This is a genomic window from Streptomyces daghestanicus, from assembly GCF_020521275.1.
Lineage (GTDB): Bacteria > Actinomycetota > Actinomycetes > Streptomycetales > Streptomycetaceae > Streptomyces > Streptomyces griseoviridis.
Genome location: NZ_BNDX01000007.1, coordinates 210,663 through 232,672, shown reverse-complemented (window position 1 = coordinate 232,672; position 22,010 = coordinate 210,663). Strand labels below are relative to the sequence as shown.

Genomic DNA, 22,010 nt, shown 5'->3' with positions numbered 1-22,010 from the left:
TCCCTGTGTCAGCCGATGGACAGCCGGCGCTCCGCGTCGCCCGGCTCCGCCCCGCCGGGTGCGGGCAGCGGCGCCAGTTCGACCAGCCCGCCCTCCGGACGGTACGGCCGGTCACCGGCGGTGAAGTCGTCGTCCTCGTCGTCCCCGTCGCGCGCGGTCAGCTGGTAGTCGGTGATCTCGTGCCCCTCCGCGGGCATGCCCTTGCGCCGGTTGCGCAGCCGCATCGCCTGCTGGATCGCGTTGGGATTCTCCAGCAGCGGCAGCCCGAGCCCCGGCGCGTCCCTGCCCGTCGCGGCCTTGTACACCCCCCGGGCGAAGGACGTGCAGTTGTACGTGGCGAGGTTGTACTTGGCGTTCATGTGCGCGTCGATGTACTGGTGTGCCTTGGCGAGCTGGTCCCGGTTCAGCAGCACCGACGTCCGGGTGCTCGCCGCGGCGGGCTGGTCCCTGTTGACGTGCACCGCTCCGTCCACCGTCTCGAAGGGGTTGGCGGCGCTGGGCCGCTTCTGCGGGAAGAAGCCGTACGTCGTGCAGGCCGTCCGCGCCGGTGTCCGGTCGGTGTAGAGGGCCACCCAGGCGTGACCGAAGTGCCCCGCGACGAAGTCCCGCCCGAGGGAGTTGTGGTCCTGGCGGACCTGGAGCTGGAGCGTGACCGTCTCGAACGACGTCGCCTCGCTCCGGGCACCGCCGGGCGAGTCGTCCTCCGCGCGCTGCACCGGCACCGCGGGTCCCCGGCCGGGACCGGCGGCGCTGCGCCGCGCCGCGACCAGCCGGGAGACCGCGGCGTTCCCCGCGCTGCGCTGGAGAGCGGCCAGCGGCGCCACGGGGACGCTCTTCGCGGCGGTGCGGGCGGCGGGACCGCCCGTCCGGGGACGGGTTACCTGGTGCAGCTGCATGGGGACGGCGCTTCCCGGCGTGAGGACGTGCGGAGGTGGTGCGGAGACCCGCGGAGAGGTGCGGGTTCCCGTTCCGTCATCCTCGGCGCGCCCCGCACCGCACACCAGGTCCGTCCGTACCGGGCGCGGGCAGCGCCGCCGCCCGGACGTACGGCCGTCCGTGCAGCGGGTGCCGCCACCACCCCGTCGGCGCCCCGCCCGGCGAGCGAGTACGAGGGCCGCCGCGAGCCCTGCCGGGGGCGCGAACAGGTCCGCCGCCGGCGCGCCCTGCCGCGCACCCTGGCCGCCCGCCGGGTCCACCGGGGCGCCGGACCGGATGTGATTGACTGACCCGTATGGCCTCGTTCTCCCCGCACCCGCCCGTTCGGCCGTGACCGTCGAACCGACCGCGGCCACCCGGCCCCGTGACCGCAGGCAGCAGATCGTCGAGGCGGCCGGGCGCGTCTTCAGCGAGCGCGGCTACCACGCCGCGTCCATGGAGGAGATCGCCTCCGGCGTGGGGATCACCGCCGCGGCGCTGTACCGGCACTTCCCCAACAAGTACGCGCTGTTCGCCGAGTGCGCCGACGTGATGGCCGACGGGCTCGTCGCCGCCCTCGACGACGTGCCCGCCGGGGCGCCGCTGCGTGACGTGCTCCGCGCCGTCACCCGGGTCACCGTCGCCCACCGCGCCGCGGGCGGCCTGTACCGCTGGGAGGCCAGGTTCCTCACCCGCGCCGACCGGCGCCGTCTCGGCGCCAAGTTCGGGCGGGTCGTCGGCCGGGTGGACGCGGCGGTGCAGCGCGCCTACGCCCTGCCCGACGGGCGGCTGCGGGCCGCGGCGGCCCTGGGCGCGATCGGGTCCGTCACGATGCACCGCACCTCGATCGCCGGGCGCCGGGCCGAGGACCTGCTGTCGGCGGCGGCCCTGCGGGTGGCCCTCACCGACCCCGCGGCCCCCCGGCGGCTCGCCCGCGCGGTCGAGCTGCCCGCCCGGCCGGTGCCGCGCACCCGCCGCGCGGAGATCCTCGCCGCCGCCATCCCGCTGTTCGCCCGGGACGGCTTCGCCCATGTGACGAACGGGCAGATCGCGCGGGAGGTGGGACTCGCGCCGTCCGCGCTCTACCGCCACTACTCCGGCAAGGTCGACATCCTCGCGGCGGCCTGCCTCCAGGCGGCCGGGCTGCTGGCCCAGGGAGTGGAGCGCAGCCTCCAGGAGGTGACCGGCCCGCACGAGGCGCTCGTCGCGCTGGCCGCCACCCACGTCGCCTACAGCTTCGAGTACACCGCGCTCAACAGCGTCGCCGAGGCCGAGGTGGCCGGCCTGCCGGCCGGGCTGCGGCGTCCCGTGGTCCTCGCGCAGCGCGACCACATCGCCGTATGGGAGCAGCAACTGCTCCTGGCCCGGCCGGAGCTGGACCCCCGCCAGGCCCGGGTGCTGGTGCACGCCGCCTTCGGGGCGGCGGTGGAGGCCGGCCGCCGGCTGCGCTGGCGGGACAGCCCGGCCCACCGCGACGCCGTGACCGCCCTGGTCGTGGGCGCCCTCGGGATCTGACCCCGGGTGCCCGCGCCCGCCGTGAAGCGACGCGGACACCCGGGGCGGCCGGGCCCGGCGGCTCAGCCCGCCGGACGGTTCCCGGTCGGGATCGTGATGGGGGTGGTGGTCGCCGAGGACCCCTTGTTCAGGAACAGCATGGCCAGGGCCCGCACGAACTGGTCGACCATGTAGAACGTCCCGGGCATCAGCGGCGACAGGCCCTCGCGGAACAGGATGTACGCCGGCCACGCCGTGCGGACCAGCGCCGCCGCCGCGTAGTCGCGCCGCAGCCCCAGCCAGTCGCCGATCTCGTCGCTGAGGACGTAGCGGACGAACTCGTTGAGGAAACCGCGGGTGACCCCGAGGTCGATCTGCGCGGTCAGCCCGAGCAGTTCCTCGGCCAGCTCCTTGCCCTCCGTCGTCGGGGCCAGGATCGGCGTGAGCACCTGAGCCGACTGGGCGTCCGCCGCCGCCCAGGTCTGCGGGATGTACGCGTCCGGGACACCGAGCAGGTGCAGGGCGACCTGCCAGGAGTGCAGGAACGCCTCCTGGTCCGCGGCCGGGAACGGGACCTTCCAGTCCAGCAGCCTCCGGCGGACGTAGGTGCCCAGGCTGTGGAAGGTGACCAGGATGTCGGCGGCGCTGATCGGGATGTCCTGGTCGGCGCCGCCCGCCCAGTGCGGGGACTGCGGCAGCAGATGCCGCACCGCGGCGTGCACCAGCCGGGTCTTGTTGGCGGTGACGACGAACTGCCCGGTCGGCTCGAACGCCTTGAGCTGGGACAGGTCGTAGCCGAACGTGAACGTCTTGGCCGCGCGGTCCTGCATGTCGGCCCCGCCCGCCGACCAGTACACGCTGCGGGCCTCGCGCGGGATCACCGTGCTCATGATGCCGCTGCCCAGGCCGTACAGCATGAACAGGTAGGTGTCCCGGCGCCGGTTGAAGTCGGCGGCACGGGCCAGCTTCGCGGAGTCGGCCCACGAGGGCAGCCGGTTGACCTGGCGCAGGTGCGCGGTGAGGTCGGCGGGCAGGCCGCCGGGCAGCGGATCGCCGTTGTTCACCCACGACGCCATCGCCTTGTTGACCGACGGGACCAGGCCCTTGTCGAGCAGCGAGGCCATCAGCGGGTCGGTCGCGTCGTCCCAGACGTACGCCGGATCGGCGCCCGTGCCACTGCCCGCGACCGAGTCGGCCGACGGCCACGCCCACGCCTTGGCGGGGGCCGTCACGCTCACCAGACCGAGCGCGGCACCGAGGGACAGAACTCTTCTCCGGTTGAGATTCTCCATTGACTTACTCGCTTCCCTGAGTGAGCAGGCGGCGCCATCGACGCCTTCACCACGTGCAAGTGCGCTGATCGCCGCGCTTTCGGTCGTTCCGAGGCATGTGATTCCTGATTAACATAGCGAGGTGGCTCGGTGGGGGCAATGGTCGTGACGGAGGCCGTCCGGACACAGCGGCGGGGGCGGCCCCCTCGCCGAGGAGACCGCCCCCACCCGTCAGTTCGCGTCAGTCGCCGGCCACCGCGGGCGGCGCGGCGCCCACCCCCCACGCGGTGGGCGTGTCCGACAGCCCGACCCGGATCGTGCCGGCGCGCAGCAGCTCCCGGTGGGACAGCCAGCTCCCGCGCGGCGTCCCCCGGTCCGTGCGCACGGAGGACACGTACCGCGCGGCGGAGGCGTCGGCTCCCGGGGCCACGACGGTGATCCGGCGCCCGTGCTCCGGCCGGATCTCGACCTTCTCGAACATCGGCGCCGAGACGATGTACGTCGCCGAGCCGGGCTGCGCCTCGAAGATCCCGGCCATGGCGAACACCAGCAGCGACGAGGTGGCGCCGAGGTCGTCGTTGCCGGGCATGCCGTAGACGTCGTCGGTGAACAGCGTGCGCAGCGCCCGCAGCACCGCCGAGGTCTTCCACGGCGAGCCGGTCCACGCGTACATCCACGGGGCGTGGAAGTCGGGCTCGTTGTTCGGGTTGAAGGCGAAGTTGTCGTGGTAGTCGTACGCGCCCGTCACCCAGGACTCCGAGGCGGCCTTCGCCGGGTCGGAGAGCACGGTCGGCAGGTCGAAGAAGGCGTCGAGCCGCCGCTCGGCCGCGTCCCGGCCGCCCATCAGCCCGAACAGGGTCCCGGGGTCCTGCTGGCCGAGCCACTGGTACTGCCACGCGGTGCCCTCGTGGAAGGCGCCGGACTGCGTGGGGTCGGTGGTGCCGGCCGCCGTGCCGTCCTCGTTCCGGGCCACGGGGAAACCGGTGAAGCCCTTCGAGGTGACGCCGGAGTCCCACAGGTGGGCGAAGTCGTCACAGCGGGCGGCGAGCGTCTCGGCCTTCTTCCGGTGGCCGAGCCCCGCGGCCATCGTGGACAGCGCGCAGTCGCCCAGGGCGTACTCGAGGGTGGCCGACCCCGCCTGGCGGCTGTCGCCGTACAGGTAACCGGGCAGGTTCCGGTAGGCGACCCAGCCGTTCGCCACGTACGAGGGGTTGCCGTCCCGGCCGCGGAAGAGGGACTGGTCCTCGGGGACCTCGTTGGCGTTCTTCCAGAGCGCGGCGAACAGCCCGCGGGCGGTGCGGTCGTCGAGCAGGCCGCGGTTGTACAGGTCCACGACGAACGGCGTGACCGGGTCGCCGCTCATCACGTTGGTCTCGCCGTTGCCGAGCCCCCAGCGCGGCAGCCAGCCGGCGTCCTCGTGGACACGCAGCAGGGACCGGGCCATGTCCGCGGCCCGGTCCGGGTGCAGCAGCGCGACCAGCTGGTTCTGCGAACGGTAGGTGTCCCAGAGGGAGAACATCTGGTAGTAGGGGGAGTCCGCGCGGTGCACCTGGTCGTCGAAGCCGCGGTAGCGGCCGTCCACGTCGGAGCCGACCGACGGGTGCAGCAGTGAGTGGTAGAGCGCCGTGTAGTAGGTGCGCTGGTCGGCGGTGCTGCCGCCGGCCACCCGCATCCGGCTCAGCTCCTCGCGCCAGGTGTCGTGCGCGGCGGCGCGGGCCCGGTCGAACGACCTGGGCTGCTCGACCCGGCGGTTCAGGCGCGCCCCGTCCACCGAGGTGTAGGACAGGCCCACCGAGGCGCCCACCCGCTTCCCCCCGGCGGGGTCGAACGTCAGCCAGGCACCGGCCCGCTGAGCGCCCCGCGACGCCTCCCGCCGCCCGGCGGTGAGGGTGTCGTCGCTCCAGGTGCCGAACGCCGAGAACGTCCGGTCGAACCGGGCGCTGAAGTAGACCCGGTAGCGCTCCTTGCCGGTCTCCCCGCAGAAGTTGCCGCCCTGCACCCAGCCTTCCACGGTGTCGTCGCCGACCACCCGGACGTCCCCGGCGTAGGTGCTGCCGTTGCTCTGCCCGGCCTCGACGAGGATGTTCTCGGCGTCCGCGCCGTCGGGGAAGGTGTAGCGGTGCTGCCCGGTCCGCTGCGTCGCCGACAGCTCGGCCTCGATGCCGCCTGCGAGGGTCACGCCGTAGTAGCCCGGTGCCCGCCGCTCGTCGTCATGGCTGAACTCCGCCGCGTACCGCGCCGGATCGGAGGAGGTCACCGTGCCGGTGGTCGGCATGAACCGGATGTTGCCCATCGTCTGACAGCCGACGCCCGAGAGGTGCGTGTGGCTGAAACCGAGGATGCTGTCCTGCGCGTAGTCGTACGAGGCGTACTTGTTCAGCTGGGTGTCGGGGCTGAGCTGGACCATGCCGAACGGAGTGGTGGCGCCCGGGAAGGTGGTCCCGTCGCCGTTGTTGCCGATCGACGTGTCGACCAGCGTGGTGGGGTCGGCCGCGAACCTCGGGGGCCGTTCCCCGGCGTGCGCGGCGCCGGTGGTGGCCGCGGCCACAGTGATGACGGTCAACGCGCCGGTGAACGCCCGTTTCCACGCTCTCATCGTGATCCTTCCGTTCGACAACGTTGTCACGGTGGTGTCCGTCGATCTTGGGCCCATGGACGCGCTTCCGTCAATGCGTCCGCCGACGCGTTCCGTCGGTACGTCGTCGCGTACGGCGGGTGTGGGGGGTGGGGGAGGGCGGGAGGCGGGCGGGAGGCGGGCGGCGGGAGGTTCCTGGCGTTCGGTGATCAGAGCGGCGCGGGAGAGGACGCCCCTCGGACCAGCAGCCGGGGGCTGCCCGAGCCGTCGGCGGGCACGCTCCACAGGTCGCTGGAACCGACCTCGCCGTCGGCGGGCAGGGCGTAGGCGAGGGTGTCGTCGTCCAGCCAGGCGGCCTGGTCGTCGACGCTGTGCCGTTCGGCGAGCGGGGTCTCGCGCAGGGTGCGCAGGTCGAGGACGTACTCGCGCCACAGGTCGGTCCGGGACAGCACCCGCTTCTTGAAGGCGACCCGGGTTCCGTCGGGGGAGAGCGAGGGGCACTCCACGTTCTCGGCCAGGGTGGTGACCGACCGTTCGGAGACCGAACCGCGCACCAGGTACGTCTTGTTCGCGGTGTTGAGGGTGGCGTAGAAGGTGTCGTCGTCGGCGGCGAAGGTCACTCCCCAGAAGTTGACGTCGGCGGCGCGGTAGGACGCGCCGTCGAGGGTGATGGCGAAGGTCTCCAGGCTCGGGATCAGCCGCATGGTGCGGGTGTCCAGGATGGAGGTCCGGGTGGAGAAGAAGGTGGACGCGTAGGACTCGCCGGAGACGAAGACGGTCCAGGCGGCGAAGCGGCCGCTGGGGGAGACCCGGGCCCGGCTGGGCGTCCCCGCGAGGGCGAAGGTGCGTCGGGTGCGCAGCTCGGAGTCGAGCAGCAGGGCGCGGTGGCTCTGCTTGAGCACACCGGGCTCGGACCGGAGGCAGACGCCGGTGCCGGCCGCCGCGTAGAAGCGTACGCACTTCAGGCCGGAGGCCGTCCGGTCGCCGCCCGGGGCCGTGGCCGGCACCGAGGCGACCGCCGTGCGGTGCGGTCCCGCGGTCTCGTTGACGAACGCCAGCCGGCCCTCCCGGCCCAGCGTCACCGCGCCCGCGTGCGCGCGGGGGGCGCCCGCGTGCGGCCGGTCGGCGCGGTCGGCCCGGTCGGCGGCGCGCAGGACCATGCCGGTGGCGGCGCCGGCGAGGAGCAGGATCGCGACGGCGAGGACGAGGAGGCGGCGGTGGAGCGAGGTCATGGGGTCCTCGGGGGTGCGGGCTTCGGCGGGGCGGTCGGCGGGGTTTCGCGGGCGGTCGGTGGTGGCCGGTGCTGGTCATGGGGTGGGCGGGGCGTGGCGTCCGCGGCCGGGGTGGCCGTCCGGGGCCGGTCGGCGGCGGGTGCGCGGGGCCGCGGAGAGTGAGCGGGGGCCGGGGGAGTGGGGGCCGGGGGAGCGGCGGTGCCGGTGTGCCCCGGCGTTCGGCGGGTGGTCGCCGGCCCGGGACCGGTGGGCCGCCGGTGCCCGTACCGGTGGACGACGAGGAGGTGCGGGGGACGCGGTGACACCGGCGCCCCCGCCGCGGCACCGGCGGCCTGGGTCTCACGGAGGTCATGGGCGGCACGGGTTCCAAGGGCCTCACGAGCGGCACGGGTTCCACGGGCGTCGCGTGTTGCACGGAGATCTGCCGCGGCATGGATCTCGGGGAGGTCACTCGCACATCGTGGCTCACGGGCGTCGCGTGTTGCACGGAGATCTGCCGCAGCACGGATCTCACGGAGGTCACCGGCACCTCGTGGCTCACGGGCGTCACACGTCTCACGGAGATCACCTGGCTCACCGATCTCACGGGCGTCACGCGCGTCACGTGTCTCATGGGCGTCACAAGGGGCACGGATCTCACGGACGTCATCCGTGACACGCGTGGCACAGGCGGTACGGCTTCCACGGGCGTCACCGGCGGCCGTCGTCCCCGTGGGCCGGGCGCAGGACCGAACCGGCGACGGCCGCGCAGCACAGCAGGCCGAGCGCGGAGCCGGCGAGGGCCGGGCCGTCGCCCCACAGCGTCCAGGCGGCGCCGAAGCCCAGGGAGCAGCCGAACCGGGCCAGGGCCTGGCCGGTGCCGACGAGGGCGAGACCGCTGGCCCGCAGGTGCTCGGGCACCACCCCGGCCAGCGCGGCCGGCAGCACCCCGTCGGTCGCCGCGTAGAACACGCCGTGCAGGGCCAGCACCAGCGGCACGAGCAGCGGGGTGGCCGGGGCCCACAGCAGCAGGCCGTACGCGGTCAGCAGGGCCCCGTGTCCGGCGAGGAACACGGTGTGCCGGCCGACCCGGTCGGCGAGCGCGCCCAGCGGCACGGCCAGCAGCAGGAACACCGCGGCGGTGCCCAGCGGCAGCAGGGTGAACCACTCCTCGCCGACCTCCGCGCGGCGTTGCAGCAGCAGGTAGAGGAACGCGTCGCTGACCGTGGTCAGGCCCAGCAGCGCAGCGCACCCGGCCAGCGACCGCAGCCGGGGCAGCCGCAGCAGGGCCAGCGCCTCCCGCACCCGGACCGGGGCCAGCCCCCCGTCCGCGTCCGCGACCGCGCCGGGCGGCGCGGCGGGCCGCTGTCGCCGGCCGGGCACGAACAGCACCAGCACCAGCACGCCCAGCACGGCGACGCACGCGCTCACCCCGAACACCGCGTCATAGCCGTCGGCCGCCACACTCAGGATGAGGAACGCGGCCAGCGGGCCGAGCATCGCCCCGGTGGTGTCCATCGCCCGGTGCACTCCGAAGGCCCGGCCCTGGCGCGCCACCGGCGTGGACAGGGAGATCATCGCGTCCCGGGGCGCGGTGCGCAGCCCCTTCCCGGTCCGCTCCAGCGCGAGCACCGCGCCGAGCGCGCCGATGCTCCCGGCGACCAGCAGCAGCGGCTTGGCCAGGGCGGACAGGCCGTAACCGAGCCCCGCGAGGAGCTTGTGGCCGCGCACCCGGTCGGCGAGGTGCCCGCCGGTGAGCTGGACCAGCGCGCCGACGCCGTTGTAGACACCGTCGAGGGTGCCGAAGGCCAGCGGGCTGAAGCCGAGCGTGGTGACGAGGTACAGCGGGAGGACGGCGGTGACCATCTCCGAGGAGACGTCGGTGATCAGGCTGACCGTGCCGAGGACGAGCACGACCGGGGCGACGCCCGGCCGCCGGCCGCGTCTTCGGCCCGGTGCGCGGTCCGCCGCCGGCGGGGCGGAGCGATCGGTGAGGTACACGTACGGAACTCCCGTCGGGGGTGCGCTCAGTCCTGCCGGCTGCTGTCGTCCCGTAGCCAGGTGTCGAAGTCCCGCTTCCGGACGGCCCGCGCCGCCCTGCGGCGGGCGACGACCGCCGCCGCGACGAAGACGGCGACGCTCGCGAACAGCCCCGGCCGCGCGCGGAGCAGGACCGCGAGGTCGGACACGCCGGTGCGCGCCGAGGCGCCCGCCGGGCCCTGCCGCTGTTCGACCTGGGCGGTGGAGACCGCGGCCCGGACCCGCCGGTTGATCAAGTCCCGCCAGGTGCGCGGCGGGCGGACCACGACCTCGGCGGCGCCGACCACCCGCCGCTCCCCGGGGGCGAACGCCAGGGACGCGGCCAGATCGTCCGCCATCAGCGGCGGCAGCGCCGCGATCCGGGCGTGCCCGGCCGCCGAGACCGCGATCACGCCCCGGCCGAACAGCCCCTCGCGGACGGCCGGCAGCCGCTGCCACACCCGGTAGTACGCCCGCACCCGCCAGGCGCACCCGGCCAGCGGGATGCGCCGCACCGGGGCGGTGGCGAGGACGCCGGACGCGGTGTCGGCCAAGGGCTCGGCCAGCGCCCGGACGCCGGCGCCCGTGAGCACCACGTCGGCGTCCACATAGAGCCGGGGGAAGCCGCGGGCGTGGTCGTCGCCGGTGCGCAGCGCGGTGTGCTTGGACGGGACCGGGATCTCCACCACCCGTACGCGCGGCCCGCGTCCGGCGGCGACCCGCGCGGTGTCGTCCGTGCAGCCGTTGCAGACGACCACGATGTCGGTCGCCTCCTCGGCGGGGTCGGCCAGCAGCGCGTCCAGGAGCCGCCCGATGACGCGCGCCTCGTTGTGCGCCGGGATCACGATGCTCGTCACCTGGGCAGTATGCCGCCGGTGTCACGCTCGCGAGGTGTGTTTCGTCCAACTGTTCCCGCCGCTGCGGTCCATGGTCTAGATTGAGCTTCGCCTGGCCGGTGGTGACGGAGGGGAGCGTGCCGATGACGGCACGTGCCGAAGCCGGACGCCGCGGGCCGGACGGGGAGCAGTAAGCCAACAGGCAAGCGTGAAGCGGCGGTTGGGGAACCGCCGAAAGCTTTCTCGTACGTCGGTGCCGGGGTGTGGAGGAGACACACCGGTGCCGATCCAGCCCTGACCGAGGACGTGTGACCACACGTCCCGCATGCTCACGGTCGGGGGTAGCTGCGCGTGTGGTGGGGGGCCATGACCATTGAGGTCACGCACGAGCCGATCGAAGTGGAACGTAGGCGTCCGGAGACGCGCCGAAGACCCTGGGACCGCAGATACCGTTCGGTGCTGCTGGTCGCGGACGGCCTGGTGGCCGTCGCCGCGGCGCTGCTGATCCACGCGGCCTACGGCCGGTGGGCGGTGGCCCTGGTGCTGCCACCGGTCTGGATCGCGATCATGCTCGCCCACCGCTCCTACGACCGTGACGTCCTGGGGCTGGGGAGCGAGGAGTACCGGCGGGTGGTACGGGGGGCCGTGGCGCTGCCGGCGCTCGCCGCGGTCACGTACTGGCTGTTCGTCCCCGATTCCGCGCTCTTCCATGACATGACCATGGCTGCGTTACCGGTCGCCGGGTTGGGGCTTCCCGTCCGCCGCACGCTGCGCCGCAGGCTGCACCGGCGGTGGGCGCGGGGCCGGGACCACAGCCCGGCGCTCCTGGTCGGCCCGGCGCACGGCATCCTGGAACTCGTCGCCGTACTGCGGCGCGGCACCCAGGAGTTACGGGTCACCGGCGTGTGCCTGACCGATCCGGAGCACGCGGCGGAGATCCGCAAGGCCGGCCTCCCGGTGCTCGGCGGCGTCGCCGACCTGGACGACGTGGTCCGCGCCCTCGGCATCGGCACCGTGGTGGTGTTGCCCGCCCCGGAACTGGACACCGCCACGGTGCGCCGGATGTCCTGGACGGCGGCCGCGCAGGGCGTCGACTTCCTGCTGGTCCCGACGCTCGCCGACATCTCCGCGGCCCGCCTCGCGGTCCGCCCCGCCAACGGGGTGCCGCTGGTCCATGTGAGGGCCCCCGACCTCTCGCGGTCCGCCCGGCTGCCCAAGGAACTGCTGGACCGCTTACTCGCCGCTGTGCTCCTGGTGCCGCTCGCGCTCCCCATGCTGGTCATCGCCGCCGTCGTCCGGCTGGACAGCACCGGCCCCGCTCTCTTCCGCCAGCAGCGGGTGGGCCGCTACGGCGACCAGTTCACCATGCTCAAGTTCCGTTCCATGCGCCCCGGTTCCGAGGCGCTGCGGGCGGACCTCGACCATCTCAACCACAACGGCGACGGCCCGCTGTTCAAGGTGAAGCAGGACCCGCGCGTCACCCGCGTCGGGGCGTTCCTGCGCCGCACCTCCCTGGACGAACTCCCGCAGCTGCTCAACGTGGTGCGGGGCCACATGTCCCTGGTCGGCCCCCGCCCGCCGCTGCCCGAGGAGGTCGAGGGCTATCCGCCGGACATCAAGCGCCGGCTGCTCGTCAAACCGGGCCTCACCGGCCTCTGGCAGGTCAGCGGCCGTTCCGACCTGCCCTGGGAGGAAGCCGTCCGGCTCGATCTCGGATACGTGGACAACTGGTCGATGAGCCTCGACCTGTCGATCCTGCTGCGCACCGGGTCCGCGGTGGTGCGGGGAACGGGGGCCTACTGATGGGCCGGAGCACCACTGACACACCGCCGGCGCACCGGGGACCGGCGGCCCGCGAACCGATGGACCGGCGACCGATGACCCGGCGACCGTCGGACCGGGGACCGATGGACCGGGGGGCCTGCTGATGGGCAGGGGAAAGAGGACAGACGTGACAGCGCAGCCGCTGGGGGTCGCCGTCGTCGGCGCCGGCTACTGGGGCCCCAACCTCGTACGCAACTTCCAGGCCAGCGACCGGTTCCGGCTGCGCTGGCTCTGCGACCTCGACGTGGAGCGGGCCCGCCGGGTCCTCGGCGGCTACTCCACGGTCGGGGCGACCGCCGACTACGCCGCCGTCCTCGCCGACCCCGAGGTGGCCGCCGTCGCCGTCGCCACCCCGGCCGGCACCCACCTGGACATCGCCCTCGCCGCCCTGCGGGCCGGCAAGCACGTCCTCGTGGAGAAACCGCTCGCCTCGACCTACGCGGACGGGCAGCGCCTGGTCGCCGAGGCCGAGGAACGCCGCCTGGCTTTGATGTGCGACCACACCTACTGCTACACCCCCGCCGTGGGCCGCATCCGGGAAGCGGTCCGCTCCGGGGAGCTCGGCGAGATCCACTTCGTCGACTCCGTCCGCATCAACCTCGGGCTCGTCCAGAAGGACGTCGACGTCCTGTGGGACCTCGCCCCGCACGACCTGTCCATCCTCGACTTCATCCTCCCGGAGAACGTCGAACCGGTCGCCGTCGCCGCCCACGGCGCCGACCCGATCGGCGCCGGACAGGCCTGCGTCGCCTACCTGACGCTCCAGCTCAGCACGGGGGCCATCGCCCACGTCCACGTCAACTGGCTTTCCCCGACCAAGGTCCGCACCACCATGGTCGGCGGCGCCAAACGCACCCTGCTCTGGGACGACCTCAACCCCCTCCAGCGGGTGGCGGTCTACGACCGGGGCGTGGACCTCGCCTCGCCCCAGGAGATCGGCGCGGACGAGCGCCGCGACGCCCTCGTCTCGTACCGCACCGGGGACATGGTCGCGCCCGCCCTCGGCGAGAAGGAGGCGCTGCGCTCCATGGTCGAGGAGTTCGCCGACGCCGTCCGCGACGGCCGGCCCCCGCTCACCGACGGCCGGGCGGGCCTCAGGGTGCTGGACATCCTGGAGGCCGCCTCCCGCAGCCTCGCGTTCAAGGGCGCGGTCGTCGGCCTGCGCGCCGGGCGCTGACCCACCGTCCCACCCCACCGGAAGGCACCGCAGTTGAGCACCGTAGAAGGCAAGAAGATCCTGGTCACCGGGGGAGCGGGCACCATCGGCTCGCACCTTGTCGACCTCCTCGCCCGGGGCGGCGCCCGGGAGATCACGGTTCTGGACAACTTCGTCCGGGGCCGGCGCGCCAACCTCGCCGGGGCCCTGTCCGGCGGCGCCGTGGAGATCGTCGAGGGCGACATCCGGGACGCCGCCACCGTACGGAAGGTCACCGAGGGCGCCGACCTGGTCTTCCACCTCGCCGCCATCCGCATCACCCAGTGCGCGGAGGAACCCCGCCTCGCCAACGAGGTCCTGGTCGACGGCACCTTCAACGTCCTGGAGGCGGCGGCCGAGGCCGGCGTGGCCAAGGTGATCGCCTCCTCCTCGGCCTCCGTCTACGGCCTGGCCGAGACCTTCCCCACCACCGAACGCCACCACCCGTACAACAACGACACCTTCTACGGCGCCGCCAAAGCGTTCAACGAGGGCATGCTGCGCAGCTTCCACGCCATGTACGGCCTGGACTACGTGGCGCTGCGCTACTTCAACGTCTACGGCCCCCGGATGGACATCCACGGCCTCTACACCGAGGTCCTCATCCGCTGGATGGAGCGGATCGAGGCGGGCGAACCCCCGCTGATCCTCGGCGACGGCACCCAGACCATGGACTTCGTCGACGTCCGCGACATCGCCAGGGCCAATGTCCTGGCCGCCGAGTCGGACCTCACCGACGAGGTGTTCAACATCGCCAGCGGTACCGAGACCTCCCTGAAGGAGCTGGCCGAGGGCCTGCTGGCGGCGATGGGCGCCGAGGGCCTGGAGCCCGAGCACGGCCCGGCCCGCACGGTGAACGGCGTCACCCGCCGGCTCGCCGACACCTCCCACGCCGCCGAACGCCTCGGCTTCACCGCCGGCATCGACCTGCGCACCGGCCTGCGGGACCTCGTCCAGTGGTGGCGCGCGGAGCGGCGGGCCGCCCGGTGAGCGCCGGCCGCATCCCCGTGATGATCCCCTGGCTCGGCGAGGAGGAGGCCCGCGCCGCCTCCGACGCCGTGCTGTCCGGGTGGGTCGCCCAGGGCCCCAGGGTCGCGGAGTTCGAGCGGGCCTTCGCCGAGCGGACCGGCGCCGGGCACGCCGTCGCCGTCAGCTCCTGCACCACCGCCCTGCACCTGTCGCTCCACGTGCTCGGCATCGGACCCGGCGACGAGGTGGTGGTGCCCTCCCTCTCCTTCATCGCCACCGCCAACGCCGTGCGGTACACCGGCGCGCGGCCCGTCTTCGCCGACGTCGGCCTCACCACCGGCAACCTGACCCCCGAGACGATCGACGCGGTCCGCACCCCGCGCACCCGGGCCGTCCTCGCCGTCCACCAGGGCGGCGTCCCGGCCGACGTGCACGCGCTGCGCGCCGCCTGCGCCGAATGGGACCTGCCGCTGGTGGAGGACGCCGCCTGCGCGATCGGCTCCACCGTCGGCGGCAAGCCGGTCGGGCACGGCGCCCTGCTCGCCACCTGGTCCTTCCACCCCCGCAAGCTCGTCACCACCGGCGAGGGCGGCATGGTCACCACCGACGACGCCGACCGGGCGGCCCGGCTGCGCCGGCTGCGTGAACACGGCATGAACGCCTCGGCGGCCGAACGGCACGCCAGCGGCACACCCGTCCTGGAGAGCTACCTAGAAGTCGGCTTCAACTACCGGATGACCGACATCCAGGCCGCCGTCGGCCTCGTCCAGCTCGCCAAACTGGACACGATGATCACCCGCCGCCGCGCCCTTGCCGCCCGCTACGACCGGCTGCTGCGGGGCATCCCCGGCCTGTGCCCGGTCGGCGACCCCGCCCACGGACAGAGCAACTTCCAGTCCTACTGGGTGCTGCTGGACGCGGACTTCCCCGTGGGCCGGGACGACCTGCTCGGCACGCTCGCCGCCGCCGGGATCTCCGCCCGGCGCGGCATCATGGCCGCCCACCTCGAACCGGCCTACGCCGGCCACCCGGCCGTCCCGCTGCCGGTCACCGAACGGATCAGCCGCGACTCGCTGATCCTGCCGCTGTTCCACACCATGACCGAGGCCCAGCAGGACCGCATCGTCGCCACGCTGCGCGAACAGGCCCGCGGATGACGACGCCGCTGGTGCTCGTCGGGGCCGGGGGCTTCGCCCGGGAGACCGCGCGGGCGGCGGCCGCCGCGGGCGGCTTCGACCTGCTCGGGCACCTCGACGACGACCCGGCCCTGCACGGCACCGAAGCCGACGGCCTGCCCGTGCTCGGCGGCTGCGACCTCGTCCACGACCTGCCCGGGGCACGCGTGGTGGTCTGCGTGGGAAACCCCCGCGACTACGCCTCGCGGGCCCGCCTGGTCCGCCGCCTCGGCCTGCCCGAGGAGCGGTACGCCACCGTCGCGCACCCCACCGCGGCCCTCTCCGCCACCTCCGCCGTCGGGCCCGGCTCGGTGCTGCTCGCGCACTGCGCGCTGACCGCCGCGGTGCGGGTCGGCGCGCACGTCGCGGTGATGCCGGGGACCGTCCTCACCCATGACGACGTGGTCGAGGACTTCGCCACGCTCGCCGCCGGGGTCCGCCTGGGCGGCGGCGTACGGCTGGCCCGGGGCGCCTATCTGGGGACCGGCGCCCTGGTCAGGGAGGGCACGACGGTCGGCGCCTGGTCGCTGGTCGGCATGGGCGCCACCGTGCTCACGGACGTGCCGCCGGGCGAGGTCTGGGTGGGCAGCCCGGCCCGGCGGCTGCGCGCGGCACCGGCGCCCGCGCTCGCCGAAGCGGAACTCGACGCGCGGACAGCGCACGCACAGGGGGGAACCGTCACATGAACCGCATCCCGCTGGTGGACCTCAAAGCGGCCCACGAGGAGGTCGCCGACGAGGTGCGCGCCGGCTTCGCGCGCGTCCTCGCGCACACCGCGTTCGTCGGCGGCGAGGAGGTCCGCGCCTTCGAGCGCGAGTACGCCGCCTTCGGCGGGGTCGCGCACTGCGTGGGCGTCGCCAACGGCACCGACGCCGTCGAACTCGCCCTGCGCGCGGTCGGCGTCGGCCCCGGAGACGAGGTGGTGGTGCCCGCCAACACCTTCATCGCCACGGCCGGCGCGGTCGCCCGCATCGGCGCCCGCCCGGTCCTCGCCGACTGCCTGCCGGACAGCCTCCTCCTCGACCCCGAGGCCGCCCTCGCCGCGGTCGGCCCCGCCACCCGCGCCGTCGTCCCCGTCCACCTGTACGGGCAACTGGCCGACGTCGGCGCACTGGCCGGCCGGCTCCCCGACCGCGTCCGGATCGTCGAGGACGCCGCGCAGTGCCAGGGCGCGACCCGCGACGGCCGCACCCCCGGCAGCGGCCACATCGCCGCCACCAGCTTCTACCCCGGCAAGAACCTCGGCGCCTACGGCGACGCGGGCGCCGTCCTCACCGACGACGAGGACACCGCCGGCCTGGTCCGCGCCGTCGCCAACCACGGCGGCGTCGCCAAGTACCGCCACGACGTGCCCGGCTTCAACAGCCGCCTCGACGGACTCCAGGCCGTCGTCCTGCGGGCGAAGCTCGCCCGGCTCGCCGCCGGCAACGCGGCCCGCCGCGCCGCCGCCGCCCGCTACGACACCCTCCTCGCCCCCCTCGCCGAGCGGGGCCGGGCCGTCCTGCCGGTCACCGAACCCGGCAACGTCCACGTCTGGCACCTGTACGTCGTCCAGGTCACCGGCGCCGACCGCGACACGGTCGTCGGCAAGCTGAACGCCGAGGGCATCGGCGCGGGCGTGCACTACCCGGACCCGGTCCACCTCACCCCGGCCTACCGGCACCTCGGCCACGCCCGCGGCGACTTCCCGCACGCCGAACGGGCCGCCGCCCGGATGCTGTCCCTGCCGCTCTACCCGCAGATCACCCCCGACCAGCAGCGGCGTGTCGTGGACGTCCTCGCCCACGCGCTCACCGGCTGACGGTCCCCGCACCCGCGTCACGGCACCGCCGAGAGGTACACGAGGTACTCATGGACAGATGGACCAGACGGCTGAGGGGCCTCCGGCTCGCCGTCGCGGCGGCGTTGATCTGGGCGGTGCTCCCGCAGTCCGGGGCCGCCGGGGCGGCAGCCGACCCGTGCGGCGCGGACTCCAACCCGATCGTCTGCGAGAACTCCAAGGCGGGCACCCCGAAGTCCGAGTGGTTCGCGGCCAACGCCTACGGCGAGATCGGCGGCTTCACCACCAAGGAGAGCGTGCAGGCCGGGGAGACCCTCCGGTTCAAGATCCAGTCACCGGTCCCGTACCGGGTGGAGATCTACCGCCTGGGCTGGTACGGCGGTGACGGCGCCCGGCTGATGTCCACCGCCGCGCAGGCGGCGGTCACCTACCCGGCGACCTACACCACCGCGCCCGCCGCCTGCGGGAAGAAGGCAGCCACCGGCCTGGTCGACTGCGGCAACTGGCCGGTGAACGTGACCTGGACGGTGCCCGCGGACGCCGTCTCCGGCCTGTACATCGCCAACCTCGCCCAAGCGGACGGCGACGGCATGATGCCGTACCCCTTCGTCGTCCGCGACGACGGCAGCACCTCCGACATCGTCGTGCAGACCAGCGACCAGACCTGGCAGGCGTACAACGACTACGGCGGCCAGGACCTGTACGGCGGCGCCGGCCCCGCGCCCGACGGCCGCGCCTACGAGGTCAGCTACAACCGGCCGCTGGACATCGGCGGCGACAACGGCATCTACGGCTCCGAGTTCATGATGCTGTCCTGGCTGGAACGCAACGGCTACGACGTCAGCTACCTCTCCGGCGTCGACGTCTCCGCCAACGGCGCCGCCCTGCTGAAGAAGCACCAGGTGTACCTGTCCTCCGGACACGACGAGTACTGGACGCAGAGCCAGTACACCAACGTGCTGAACGCCCGCAAGGCCGGGGTCCGGCAGGGCTTCTTCAGCGGCAACGAGGTGTTCTGGCAGACCCGGCTGACCCCCAGCATCGACGGGACGAGCACCGCGAACCGCACCCTGGTCTGCTACAAGATGACCAAGATGGCCCAGAACAACGGCGTCGCCGACCCCAGCGGCACCTGGACCGGCACCTGGATGGACCCGGCCAGCACCCGGTACGGGCAGGAGTACCAGCCGCCGAACATCCTCACCGGCTCCATGTTCACCGTGAACGGCTACCGCGCCGACGCCATCACCGTGCCCGGCTCGTACGGCAGGAACCGGCTCTGGCGCAACACCTCCGTCGCGAACCTCACCGCGAACCAGACCGCCACCTTCCCGGCCGGCACCCTCGGCTACGAGTGGGACAGCGACATCGACAACAGCACCCGCCCCACCGGCGCCGTCAACCTGTCGTCGACCACCGTGGAGATCGGCGACGGCAAGCTCCGCACCGACTGGGGCAACACCTACGGCAACGGCACGGCCACCCACAGCCTCGTCGCCTTCCGCGACCAGGACTCCGGGGCCCTGGTCTTCGGCGCGGGCACCGTCCAGTGGTCGTGGGGGCTGACCGACGTACCCACGTACCACCCCGAGGACACCGTGGTGACCGAGGACGTCCGGATGCAGCAGGCGACGGTGAACATCCTCGCCGACATGGGCGTCCAGCCCGCCACCCGGCAGAGCCAGCTGGTCGCCGCGACCGCCTCCACCGACACCACCGGACCGGCCGTCACCGTCACCGCGCCGACGACCGGGGCCACCGTCCCGGCACTGAGACCGGTCACCGTCAAGGGCACCGCCACCGACTCCGGCGGCGGCGTGGTCGCCCGGGTGGAGGTCTCCACCGACGGCGGCGCGACCTGGCAGGCCGCCACCGGCCTGACGTCCTGGAGCTACCGCTGGACCCCGACCGCCCCGGGCCCCCTCTCCGTCAAGGTCCGCGCCGTCGACGACAGCGTCAACATCGGCACCGTCACCACCATCCCGCTGACCGTCGGCCCCCAGGTCTGCCCCTGCACGATCTGGCCGGCCTCGGCGGTGCCCGGCACCCTGAACGCGGGCGACGGCGGCTCCGTCGAGCTGGGCGTCAAGTTCCGCACCACCAAGCCCGGCGCGATCACCGCCGTACGCTTCTACAAGTCCCCGAACAACACCGGCACCCACACCGGCAGCCTGTGGACCGCCTCCGGCACCCGTCTCGCCACCGGCACCTTCGCGAACGAGACGGCCTCCGGCTGGCAGCAGCTCAACTTCGCCACCCCGGTCACCGTCAAGGCGAACACCACCTACGTCGCCTCCTACTTCGCGCCGAAGGGCGGCTACTCCTACGACGCCGACGGCTTCGCCGGCCAGGGCGCCGGCCTCGCGCCGCTGACCGCCCTGAAGTCCGGCACCGACGGCGGCAACGGCGTCTACCGCTACACCTCGGCCGGCGCCTTCCCGTCCGCCCAGTCCAGCGGCAGCAACTACTGGGTCGACGTGGTGCTGGACACCTCCACGGCCACCACCACACCCCCCGTGGTCACCTCCACCTCACCGACCTCCGGGGCGGCCGACACCTCGATCACCGCGTCCGTCTCGGCGGTGTTCAGCGCCTCCGTCGACCCCGACGGACTGACGTTCACCCTGAAGGCCCCGGACGGCTCCACGGTGCCGGGGACCGTGACCGTGCCCGCCGCGGACAAGGTGACCTTCACCCCCGCCGGCCAGCTCTCCCTGCACACCGCCTACACCGCCTCCGTCCGCGCCTCCGACGTGTGGGGCAACACCATGACGGAGCCGGTGACCTGGTCGTTCACCACCAGCTCCACCCCGCCCCCGGTGACCTGCCCCTGCACGTTGTGGGGCCCGAACGCCGCGCCGGCCGTGACCGACATGACCTCCGACACCAACTCCGTGGAGCTGGGCACCCGGTTCACCTCCTCGGCGGACGGCTGGATCACCGGCGTCACCTTCTACAAGGGCACCGGCAACACCGGCACCCACACCGGCAGCCTCTGGGCCGACGACGGCACCCTGCTCGGCAGCGGCACCTTCGTGAACGAGACGGCCTCCGGCTGGCAGACCCTGGTCTTCGCGACCCCGGTGAAGGTCACCGCCGGCACCGCGTACATCGCCTCCTACCACGCGCCGAACGGCCGCTACGCGGTGGACGGCGGCTACTTCGCCGCCGCCCACCAGTCCTATCCGCTCACCGCCACCGCCGACACCACCCCCCACCCCAACGGGCTGTACAAGTACGGCACCGACCCGGCGTTCCCCACCGCCTCCTACGGCTCCGCGAACTACTGGGTCGGCCCCGTCTTCACCGCCGACGACCCGAGCGCCTCCCTGGCGGCGGAGGGCTCCTTCGAACCCACCGCATCCGGGGTGACGTACACCGCCGACGCGGCGCACCCGCTGGTGGCGGCCGTGCCCGCCGACGAGGAACCGGCCTCGGTCCGGGCCGGCCTGGACATCCTGTCCGGCGCCGCCGACGAGGCCGCCGCCGAGAAGCTCGGCGTCCGGCCCGTCACCCACTACGACCGGGCCACCGGCAAGGCGTCCGTCCACCTCACCGCGCCCCTGCCGGACGGCACCCGGTTCCGGGTCACCGTCACCGCGAAGGACCGGAGCGGGCACCCGGTGGCGTCCCGCACGTGGACCCTGACCGCCGACTCCGTCCGCCGCCCGAAGAACTGATTGGCAACCCCACGATGAGCAGTGTCAGTGTGGTCATCCCCTGCTACAAGTACGGCCACTTCCTCGCCGACTGTGTGCGCAGCGTCCTCGACGAGCAGGACGGTGTCGACGTCCGGGTGCTCATCATCGACGACGCCTCGCCCGACGACTCGGCCGAGACCGCGCACCGGCTCGCCGCCGCCGACCCGCGGATCGAGGTCCGGGTCCACCCGGTCAACAAGGGCCACATCGCCACGTACAACGAGGGCCTCCTGGAGTGGGCCGACGGCGACTACGTGGCCCTGCTGTCCGCCGACGACCGGCTGGTGCCGGGCGCCCTGGCGCGGGCCACCGCCCTCCTCGACGCCCACCCGGAGGCCGGGTTCGCCTACGGCCGGCCGCTGCGCTTCCGGCATGGCGGACCCCTGCCCAAGGCCCGCACCCGCTCCACCGGTTCGGTCGTCTACCCCGGACGGTGGTGGCTGGAGCGGCGGTTCCGCGAGGGCACCGGCTGCATCACCTCGCCCGAGGTCGTCGTCCGCACCCGCCTCCAGCGCGCGGTCGGCGGCTACGACCCGGCCCTGCCGCACGCCGGGGACATCGAGATGTGGATGCGGCTCGCCGCCCACGCCGACGTCGGCTACGTCCGCGGCGCCGACCAGGCCTTCTACCGCGTGCACGGTGACAACATGTCCACCACCGACTTCGGCGGCCAGCTCGACGACCTTCGCCAGCGGCTGGTCGCCTTCGACTCGGTGCTGGCCAAGTGCGGCGACCGGCTGCCGGACGCCGACCGCCTGGCCGACCAGGTCCACACCCGGCTCGCCCGCTTCGCGCTCCGCCGCGCCTACCGGGCCTACGACCGGGGCCGCACCGCGGTCGTCCCGGTCGAGGAGTGCGTGGCCTTCGCCGAGAAGTGCCTGCCCGGGTTCGAGGCCCTGCCGGAGTACCGCGCGCTGCGGCTGCGCCGGCGGATCGGCCCGGCGGTCATGCCGTACCTCCAGCCGCTGGTGTGGTCGGCCGTGGCCGAGCGCGGGCGGGAGCGGCTGTGGTGGGAGTCGTGGAAGCGGCGCGGTCTGTGATGCCC

At 73.8% G+C, this 22,010-nt stretch carries 15 protein-coding genes; 9 read left to right on the top strand and 6 right to left on the bottom strand.

The features are described 5' to 3' along the window. Window positions 1-8: 8 nt before the first annotated feature. Window positions 9-896 carry a hypothetical protein gene (locus Sdagh_RS08330; protein WP_190076788.1) on the bottom strand — a complete coding sequence of 296 codons (888 nt, stop codon included), beginning with the start codon at window positions 894-896 and terminating at the stop codon, window positions 9-11. Window positions 897-1,266: 370 nt separating this feature from the next. Here Sdagh_RS08330 and Sdagh_RS08325 point away from each other — a divergent pair, with 370 nt between their 5' ends. Continuing rightward, window positions 1,267-2,430 (top strand): TetR/AcrR family transcriptional regulator, encoded by a 1,164-nt coding sequence (locus Sdagh_RS08325; RefSeq protein ID WP_190076789.1) that lies wholly within the window; start codon window positions 1,267-1,269, stop codon window positions 2,428-2,430. Window positions 2,431-2,492: 62 nt separating this feature from the next. Here Sdagh_RS08325 and Sdagh_RS08320 read toward each other — a convergent pair whose 3' ends face one another. The 5 genes from Sdagh_RS08320 to Sdagh_RS08300 all read right to left on the bottom strand — a co-directional run bounded on the left by Sdagh_RS08320 (window position 2,493) and on the right by Sdagh_RS08300 (window position 10,342). After that, complete coding sequence (locus Sdagh_RS08320) at window positions 2,493-3,701, bottom strand: oxygenase MpaB family protein (RefSeq protein WP_189419256.1); 1,209 nt, start codon at window positions 3,699-3,701, stop codon at window positions 2,493-2,495. A gap of 220 nt (window positions 3,702-3,921) precedes the next feature. Further along, a complete protein-coding gene (locus Sdagh_RS08315; RefSeq protein WP_190076790.1) occupies window positions 3,922-6,276 on the bottom strand; it encodes a GH92 family glycosyl hydrolase in 2,355 nt (784 codons plus the stop codon). 188 nt (window positions 6,277-6,464) lie between these two features. Next, entirely contained in the window at window positions 6,465-7,487 is a 1,023-nt protein-coding gene (locus tag Sdagh_RS08310) for a TolB family protein (RefSeq protein WP_190076791.1), read from the bottom strand. A 690-nt stretch (window positions 7,488-8,177) separates the two neighbouring features. Then, the gene (locus Sdagh_RS08305; protein ID WP_189419264.1) at window positions 8,178-9,467 is read right to left on the bottom strand and encodes an MFS transporter; all 1,290 of its coding nucleotides are present in this window, start codon (window positions 9,465-9,467) and stop codon (window positions 8,178-8,180) included. Between the two features lie 26 nt (window positions 9,468-9,493). Next, window positions 9,494-10,342 carry a glycosyltransferase family 2 protein gene (locus Sdagh_RS08300; RefSeq protein WP_189419266.1) on the bottom strand — a complete coding sequence of 283 codons (849 nt, stop codon included), beginning with the start codon at window positions 10,340-10,342 and terminating at the stop codon, window positions 9,494-9,496. 345 nt (window positions 10,343-10,687) lie between these two features. On the opposite strand from Sdagh_RS08300, the gene Sdagh_RS08295 reads away from it, so the two are divergent. The 8 genes from Sdagh_RS08295 to Sdagh_RS08260 all read left to right on the top strand — a co-directional run bounded on the left by Sdagh_RS08295 (window position 10,688) and on the right by Sdagh_RS08260 (window position 22,005). Next, window positions 10,688-12,124: a sugar transferase gene (locus Sdagh_RS08295; RefSeq protein ID WP_190076792.1), complete on the top strand. Its 1,437-nt coding sequence runs from the start codon at window positions 10,688-10,690 to the stop codon at window positions 12,122-12,124. Between the two features lie 148 nt (window positions 12,125-12,272). Then, window positions 12,273-13,322: a Gfo/Idh/MocA family protein gene (locus tag Sdagh_RS08290; RefSeq protein WP_226534851.1), complete on the top strand. Its 1,050-nt coding sequence runs from the start codon at window positions 12,273-12,275 to the stop codon at window positions 13,320-13,322. 33 nt (window positions 13,323-13,355) lie between these two features. Continuing rightward, window positions 13,356-14,330: an NAD-dependent epimerase/dehydratase family protein gene (locus Sdagh_RS08285; RefSeq protein WP_189419272.1), complete on the top strand. Its 975-nt coding sequence runs from the start codon at window positions 13,356-13,358 to the stop codon at window positions 14,328-14,330. Further along, window positions 14,327-15,466 (top strand): DegT/DnrJ/EryC1/StrS family aminotransferase, encoded by a 1,140-nt coding sequence (locus Sdagh_RS08280; RefSeq protein ID WP_226534849.1) that lies wholly within the window; start codon window positions 14,327-14,329, stop codon window positions 15,464-15,466. Before Sdagh_RS08285 ends, Sdagh_RS08280 begins: the two co-directional genes overlap by 4 nt. Further along, a complete protein-coding gene (locus tag Sdagh_RS08275) occupies window positions 15,463-16,170 on the top strand; it encodes a NeuD/PglB/VioB family sugar acetyltransferase (RefSeq protein ID WP_189419276.1) in 708 nt (235 codons plus the stop codon). The genes Sdagh_RS08280 and Sdagh_RS08275 overlap by 4 nt, the downstream gene beginning before the upstream one ends. Then, window positions 16,167-17,285 (top strand): DegT/DnrJ/EryC1/StrS family aminotransferase, encoded by a 1,119-nt coding sequence (locus Sdagh_RS08270; RefSeq protein WP_189419278.1) that lies wholly within the window; start codon window positions 16,167-16,169, stop codon window positions 17,283-17,285. Before Sdagh_RS08275 ends, Sdagh_RS08270 begins: the two co-directional genes overlap by 4 nt. Before the next feature lie 50 nt (window positions 17,286-17,335). Beyond that, window positions 17,336-20,944 carry a DUF4082 domain-containing protein gene (locus Sdagh_RS08265; protein WP_190076793.1) on the top strand — a complete coding sequence of 1,203 codons (3,609 nt, stop codon included), beginning with the start codon at window positions 17,336-17,338 and terminating at the stop codon, window positions 20,942-20,944. Between the two features lie 14 nt (window positions 20,945-20,958). Further along, window positions 20,959-22,005: a glycosyltransferase family 2 protein gene (locus tag Sdagh_RS08260; RefSeq protein WP_190076794.1), complete on the top strand. Its 1,047-nt coding sequence runs from the start codon at window positions 20,959-20,961 to the stop codon at window positions 22,003-22,005. Window positions 22,006-22,010 lie beyond the last annotated feature (5 nt).

Coding starts and splice junctions, on each gene's coding strand:
- Sdagh_RS08330 (WP_190076788.1), bottom strand. CDS start 896: ATGCAGCTGCACCAGGTAACCCGTCCCCGGACGGGCGGTCCCGCCGCC.
- Sdagh_RS08320 (WP_189419256.1), bottom strand. CDS start 3,701: ATGGAGAATCTCAACCGGAGAAGAGTTCTGTCCCTCGGTGCCGCGCTC.
- Sdagh_RS08315 (WP_190076790.1), bottom strand. CDS start 6,276: ATGAGAGCGTGGAAACGGGCGTTCACCGGCGCGTTGACCGTCATCACT.
- Sdagh_RS08310 (WP_190076791.1), bottom strand. CDS start 7,487: ATGACCTCGCTCCACCGCCGCCTCCTCGTCCTCGCCGTCGCGATCCTG.
- Sdagh_RS08295 (WP_190076792.1), top strand. CDS start 10,688: ATGACCATTGAGGTCACGCACGAGCCGATCGAAGTGGAACGTAGGCGT.
- Sdagh_RS08275 (WP_189419276.1), top strand. CDS start 15,463: ATGACGACGCCGCTGGTGCTCGTCGGGGCCGGGGGCTTCGCCCGGGAG.
- Sdagh_RS08270 (WP_189419278.1), top strand. CDS start 16,167: ATGAACCGCATCCCGCTGGTGGACCTCAAAGCGGCCCACGAGGAGGTC.
- Sdagh_RS08265 (WP_190076793.1), top strand. CDS start 17,336: ATGGACAGATGGACCAGACGGCTGAGGGGCCTCCGGCTCGCCGTCGCG.
- Sdagh_RS08260 (WP_190076794.1), top strand. CDS start 20,959: ATGAGCAGTGTCAGTGTGGTCATCCCCTGCTACAAGTACGGCCACTTC.